Genomic DNA, 5922 nt, shown 5'->3' on the forward strand with positions numbered 1-5922 from the left:
TGCTCAACGCCGGTGTGCCGCTGCGCGCCCCGGTCGCCGGCATCGCCATGGGCCTGGTCTCCGACGTCGTCGACGGCGAGACGCAGTATGCCGCCCTGACCGACATCCTCGGGGCGGAGGACGCCTTCGGTGACATGGACTTCAAGGTCGCCGGCACCAAGGAGTTCGTCACGGCGATCCAGCTCGACACCAAGCTCGATGGCATCCCCGCCTCGGTGCTCGGCGGCGCGCTGCAGCAGGCCCGCGACGCCCGCCTGCACATCCTCGACGTCATGGCCGAGGCCATCGACGTGCCCGACGAGATGAGCCCCTTCGCGCCTCGGATCATCACGGTCAAGGTCCCCGTCGACAAGATCGGTGAGGTCATCGGCCCGAAGGGCAAGATGATCAACCAGATCCAGGACGACACGGGCGCCGACATCTCGATCGAGGACGACGGCACGGTGTACATCGGCGCGGTCGACGGCCCGTCGGCGGAGGCGGCTCGCGCGGCCATCAACGCCATCGCGAACCCGCAGATGCCCGAGGTCGGCGAGCGCTTCCTCGGCACGGTCGTCAAGACGACGACGTTCGGCGCGTTCATCTCGCTGCTGCCCGGCAAGGACGGCCTGCTGCACATCTCCGAGGTGCGCAAGCTCGTCGGCGGCAAGCGGATCGACAACGTCGACGACGTCGTCAAGGTCGGGCAGAAGATCCAGGTCGAGCTCAAGGAGATCGACCCGCGCGGCAAGCTCTCGCTCGCTGCAGTCATCGCCGAGGGCGAGCAGTCGGACGACTCGGCTGCAAAGGCCGAGGAGTCGGAAGAGGCTCCGGCCGACGCCTGAGCCGTCCCCGGTGGTCGTGTGGCCCGTCACCCCTCGGGGTGGCGGGCCACACGCTGTCCCGGCCAGGGCCACACGCTGTCCCGGCCAGGGCCACACGCTGCCCGGCTACACGACGCCCCAGCGGCGGACGCGGGCGCAGTACGCGGCATACGGCTGCCCGAAGCGCTCGAGCAGGTAGGCCTCCTCGCGCGCGATGACGAGTCGCTGCATGACGAACACGGGCAGGGGTAGGAGCGCGAGCGGCCACCACGTCCCCGCGACGAGGGTCACGCCGAGGTAGACGAGCAGGTCGCCGACGTAGATCGGGTTGCGGGTGAAGCGGAAGGGCCCGCCGGTCATGAGGTGGTCGACGTGCCCCCAGGGGATGACCGTCGTGTGGTGGCGCCACATGACGACGGCGGCCCAGCTCATGAGGCCGAGTCCGGCAACGAACAGCACGACCCCCGCCCAGGTGAGCACGGTCGGCCAGGGCGCGGTGGTGGGCAGCCGCCAGGGCAGCAGCCGGCCCAGCCCGATGCCCACGAGGAGCGGCCCGAGGAAGACGAGTGGAGGCAGCAGGTGCACGCTGGCGCCGCGGTTGTTCGCGTCGGTCACCGCGTCATCCTCGCACTCACTACGGTGGCGGGATGGGGACGCCCGTCTTCACCTTCCGACCGTTGACGCGCGCCGACCTGCCCGACGTCGTCCGCTGGCAGCAGTCCGACGCGGCCCGTCCGTGGTTCCACGGCGGCCTCACCCTCGAGCAGGCCGAGGAGCGCTACGGCCCGCGCATCGACGGTAGCCACCCCGCCCGGATGTTCGTCGCCCTCCTCGAGCGCCGGGCAGTCGGTTACGCGCAGGCGTATGCCGCTGAGCCGCCTCCCGTGCCCCCCGGCAGTGACCTGCCGGCGGAGTCGGTCGGCATCGACTACGTGCTGGGGGAGGACGACCTCGTCGGGCGGGGGATCGGCACCGCGATGATCGGCGCCTTCGTCGACCAGGTCGTCCGCCGTGAGTTCCCCGATGCCACCCACGTCGTGGCCCGACCCGACCACCGGAACCACCGATCGATCCGGGCGCTGGAGAAGAACGGCTTCGTCCAGGGCCTGTGGGTCGACACCCTCCCACCGCCCGGCGAGTCCCCGGTCACCGAGATCGTGTGCACCCTCGACCTGCGGTCTGGCTACGCTGGCGCCGTGAGTGAGACCTCCGGGACCGAGAGCAACGTCAGCCGCGAGATCAGGGTGTCCGTCATCGGCGCAGCCGGCCGGATGGGTTCGGAGGTGTGCCGGGCCGTCGACGCGGCCGAGGGCCTGCGGCTCGTTGGCCGGTTCGATCAGGACGACGACCTCGGGGACCTCGCTGGGGCGGACGTCGTCGTCGAGTTCTCGGTCCCCGACGCGTCCCCGGGCAACGTGGCCCACTGCATCGAGCGCGGCGTCCACGTCGTCGTTGGCACGACCGGCTGGGACGACGCGAAGCTCGAGACCCTGCGAGGACAGCTCGACGCCGCGCCCCCCTCGAGCAGCGGCGCCCCGGTCGGTGTCCTCATCGCGCCCAACTTCGCGATCGGAGCCATCCTCATGATGTCCTTCGCCGCCAAGGCCGCGCGTTTCTACGAGTCCGTCGAGATCATCGAGCTGCACCACCCCGACAAGGTCGACGCTCCATCGGGCACCGCAGCGCGCACCGCGGCGATGATCGGAGCCGCGCGAGACGCCGCCGGGATCCCCGCTGTCCCCGACGCCACCACCCACGACCCGGGCGGTGCCCGCGGCGCCGAGCACAGCGGCATCCGGGTGCACTCCGTCCGGCTGCGTGGCCTCGTCGCACACCAGGAGGTGCTGCTCGGGGGCGAGGGAGAACTCCTGACCATCCGCCACGACTCCCTCGACCGCGCCTCGTTCATGCCGGGCGTCATGGCGGGGGTCCGAGCCGTTGCCGACCACCCGGGGCTGACGGTCGGGCTCGAGCACTACCTTGGCCTCGACTGACTCGGGCCGCCACGGTGTCCGCGCGGAGTCACCTCTGAGGACACGTCGAGTCACTTCAGGCGGCGACGGCGGCGAGCACCTCCACCACGGCCGCCGGTTGCTCGAAGGCGGGATCGTCGGCCGCCCCTTCGATGACGTGCAGCGGCCAACCGAACCGGGCGCTCGCGCGTTGGGCCACCGTCAGCGATGTCTGACGGTCGTGGCGGCCCCAGATGAGCGTCGTCGGCACCGGGATCCTCGCTAGGTCCGCCTCAGGGAGGGCGCGCAGGCCGAACCGTGACATCAGGCTGCGCACCGCCGCCTTCTGGCCCCGGGAGCCTGCCCCCCGGAGTGCCATTGCCATCAGCGGGTCCCAGAGCGGACCGAGCTGGTCCTCGAGGCTGGGCAGGTCGACGAAGCACTGCCGGAAGAAGCGGTCGCGGCTCCCAGGAGTAGGTCGCGCGAGGAAGTTGACCAAGGTGACCGAGAACGCCGGGGACGGTCGCAGGCGGCGCAGGCCGAGAGTGTCGACGAGCGCCAGCCCCCGCACTCGGTTGCCGCCTTCGAGGGCGAACCGCGCTGCGATCGCACCTCCGACCAGGTGGCCGGGCACGTAGGGAGGTGTCGGGCAGGTCTGTTCGATGAGCTCGTCGAGCCAGGCCAGCACCCGCCTTTCGTCGAGCGGCCCGACTCCCACCTCGGAGGCGCCGTGGCCGGGCAGATCCGGGGCCACGATGCGGTGGGTCTTCGACAGTTCCGGCATCGCCCGCATCCAGGTCAGGGCGAACTCACCCGGGCCGTGCAGGAGGACGATGGGGCGGCCTTCGCCGCCGACGAGCACCGCGGTGGGGATGCCCGCCAGGACCAGGCGGTGCTCTGTCATGGGCGTGGCTGCGATGAGCCGGTCCCGGTCCGCACTGCTGTCCTGTGCTCCGCCTCTGACATGCGCTGTTGCCATCGAACCCACCTCCACCGGTTGCCTTCCATTCAGACGCTAGGTGCGGGCGGTCCCGGGCCGCGTCGGAAGAACTGCCCATCCAGTGGATCTGCTCGTGGGTGTAACTGTGCAGGGCCGCGAGGACTGGCCAAGGATCAGGCCCAGCCGAGGGCCCGGAGGCCGGCGGCCGTCGCGGCTCCGAGCGCGACGACGACGATGAACGGTGCCCGGAGCAGCAGCGCCACGACGGCGACGCCGACCGCGGCGAGCCGGGCGTCCAAGGTGAGGGCGCCGCCCTCGCCGGTCACGGTCTGGATGGCGACCAGCGCGGCGAGCAGCGCGATGGGCAGCGCGGCGGTGACCCGCTTGACGTGGGGTTCGGACAGGAGATCCGTGGGCACCAGGTACCCCACGAGCTTGAGGCCGAACGCGATCGCCGTCGCGATGAGCACGGCAAGCCACATGCTCACGACTGCACCTCCGACTCGCTTCCCGGCGCCTGACGAGCGCTGTCCGGCGCCGATGCGTCCGAAGCTGTCGCCCCCGCCGCCGGCCCGGCGGCTGCGCGCGGCGTGCGCCAGGCGATGAACGCGGCCAGCGCAGCGACGATGACCGGCACGCCAGGCGGCGTGGTGGGCGCGAGCAGCACGGCGACCACCGCCGCGACGACGGCGATCGCCACGGCGTCACGGTTCTTGAGGCGGGGCCAGAGCAGGGCCGTGAAGGCTGCGCACGCGGCGGCGTCGAGGCCCCAGGTCTTCGGGTCGCCGAGGGCGTTGCCGACGACGGCGCCGACGAGGGTGGTGAGGTTCCACAGGGCGAAGACCGTCAGGCCGGTGAGCCAGAAGCCCAGACGAGCGGCCCTGACGTGCGACTGGGACACCGCGACGGCGGTCGACTCGTCGATGGTGATGTGCGCTGCCGCGAGTCGTCGGGGGCCGCGCACACCGAGCAGCTGCGTCAGCTCGAGCGCGTAGAGCCCGTTGCGGATGCCGAGGAGGGACGATGCGGCAATGGCTGCCGGGGCTGCGTGGAGGCCGGCCGAGATGATCCCGATGAAGGCGAACTGCGAGCCCCCGGTGAACATCAGCAGCGAGAGGGCGCACGTCTGCCACACGTCGAGCCCGGCGGCCACGCCGAGCGCGCCGAAGCTGATGCCGTACGCGCCGGTGGCGACGCCGACGGAGAGGGCCTCGCGGATGACGAGGCGGCGCTCGTCGGCGGGAAGGACGTCCGCGGTCATTCCGGCACCACCGAGGCGGACAGGCGCACCTCGGCCGCGGTCTCGCCCTCCGGCCCGACGACCCGCGCCCGGTGCGCTCCGTCCGGAGCGAGCCCGGCAGAGACGAGGAAGGCCCGGACCTCGTCGGCGGAGGCCAGCGTCCAGACGGTCAGCCGGTCGCGGCCGCGTGCTCTCGCGGTGTCGACGACCGCGTGCAGCAGTCGAGAGCCGTGGCCCTGCCGGCGCGCCTCCGGATGGACGCCGAGCACGAGGAGCTCGGCCGTGCCCTCGTCGGCGTCGGGGTCGCTCGAGGCGCCCACCGCGGCGAAGCCGACGACCTGCTCGCCGGCGCAGGCCACGAGCAGGACCCCGTCTCCCGACGTCGAGCCCTCGAGCGACGCCCGCCAGGCGCCGGCGAACGCCTGGGGCTGGAACTGCTCGATGACCTCGGGAGCGAGGGCAGCGGCATACGCCTCGCGGAAGACGATGGCCTGCACGAACCCGACGGCGGGCGCGTCGGAGACCCTGGCGACCCGCACACTCGCATCGGCGAGCGGCCCCCGGGCGCCGCCACCGGGCCCGTGCCCGTGCCCGTGCCCGTGCCCGTGCCCGTGGCCATGGCCATGGTCGGGTTCGTGGCCGGGATGGTCGTGGTGAAGCGGGTCAGTCACCCCAGCATCGTCTCAGGCGGCGTCAACGGGATAGAGGGGCCACTTTGGCGTGAGTGGCGTTGATCTCGCATACTGAACACATGTATGGCAATGACGTCATCGACCCGAACGACCCGCTGAACGCGGCCGAGACGGGCGCCTACGACGAGGCTCTCGCGCACGAGGACCGACGGGAGCAGGTCGGGGGTGACTTCGATGCGCTCATCGCCGCCGACCAGCGGATCGAGCCGCGCGACGCGATGCCGGACCAGTACCGCGAGACGCTGATCCGCCAGATCGCCCAGCACGCGCACTCCGAGATCATCGGGATGCAGCC

General features: G+C 71.9%; 8 protein-coding genes and 1 pseudogene. 4 read left to right on the forward strand and 5 right to left on the reverse strand.

All coding sequences use genetic code 11. The features are described from left to right. A partial coding sequence (locus LOY02_RS17350) for a S1 RNA-binding domain-containing protein (protein ID WP_317183623.1) occupies window positions 1–824 on the forward strand: 824 nt, incomplete at its 5' end. A 105-nt stretch (window positions 825–929) separates the two neighbouring features. On the opposite strand, the gene LOY02_RS17355 is transcribed toward LOY02_RS17350, so the two are convergent. Beyond that, the gene (locus LOY02_RS17355) at window positions 930–1418 is read right to left on the reverse strand and encodes an isoprenylcysteine carboxylmethyltransferase family protein (protein ID WP_317183624.1); all 489 of its coding nucleotides are present in this window, start codon (window positions 1416–1418) and stop codon (window positions 930–932) included. 32 nt (window positions 1419–1450) lie between these two features. On the opposite strand from LOY02_RS17355, the pseudogene LOY02_RS17360 reads away from it, so the two are divergent. Further along, a pseudogene (locus LOY02_RS17360) lies at window positions 1451–1906 on the forward strand (GNAT family N-acetyltransferase); the annotation flags it as partial. Between the two features lie 168 nt (window positions 1907–2074). Next, window positions 2075–2797 (forward strand): 4-hydroxy-tetrahydrodipicolinate reductase, encoded by a 723-nt coding sequence (gene dapB, locus LOY02_RS17365; protein ID WP_410505970.1) that lies wholly within the window; start codon window positions 2075–2077, stop codon window positions 2795–2797. A gap of 55 nt (window positions 2798–2852) precedes the next feature. Here dapB and LOY02_RS17370 read toward each other — a convergent pair whose 3' ends face one another. The 4 genes from LOY02_RS17370 to LOY02_RS17385 form a co-directional block, all read right to left on the reverse strand. Continuing rightward, window positions 2853–3734, reverse strand: a complete 882-nt coding sequence (locus LOY02_RS17370) for an alpha/beta hydrolase (RefSeq protein WP_317183625.1) — start codon at window positions 3732–3734, stop codon at window positions 2853–2855. A gap of 134 nt (window positions 3735–3868) precedes the next feature. Beyond that, window positions 3869–4183: an AzlD domain-containing protein gene (locus LOY02_RS17375; protein ID WP_317183626.1), complete on the reverse strand. Its 315-nt coding sequence runs from the start codon at window positions 4181–4183 to the stop codon at window positions 3869–3871. Then, window positions 4180–4956: an AzlC family ABC transporter permease gene (locus LOY02_RS17380; protein ID WP_317183627.1), complete on the reverse strand. Its 777-nt coding sequence runs from the start codon at window positions 4954–4956 to the stop codon at window positions 4180–4182. Before LOY02_RS17380 ends, LOY02_RS17375 begins: the two co-directional genes overlap by 4 nt. Next, entirely contained in the window at window positions 4953–5606 is a 654-nt protein-coding gene (locus LOY02_RS17385; protein WP_317183628.1) for a GNAT family N-acetyltransferase, read from the reverse strand. The genes LOY02_RS17380 and LOY02_RS17385 overlap by 4 nt, the downstream gene beginning before the upstream one ends. An 80-nt stretch (window positions 5607–5686) precedes the next feature. On the opposite strand from LOY02_RS17385, the gene LOY02_RS17390 reads away from it, so the two are divergent. Further along, window positions 5687–5922: Phenylacetic acid catabolic protein (locus LOY02_RS17390; protein ID WP_317183629.1), on the forward strand; the 236-nt coding region annotated here is incomplete at its 3' end.

Source organism: Intrasporangium sp., from assembly GCF_032907665.1.
In the GTDB taxonomy this organism is placed as follows: Bacteria; Actinomycetota; Actinomycetes; order Actinomycetales; family Dermatophilaceae; genus Intrasporangium.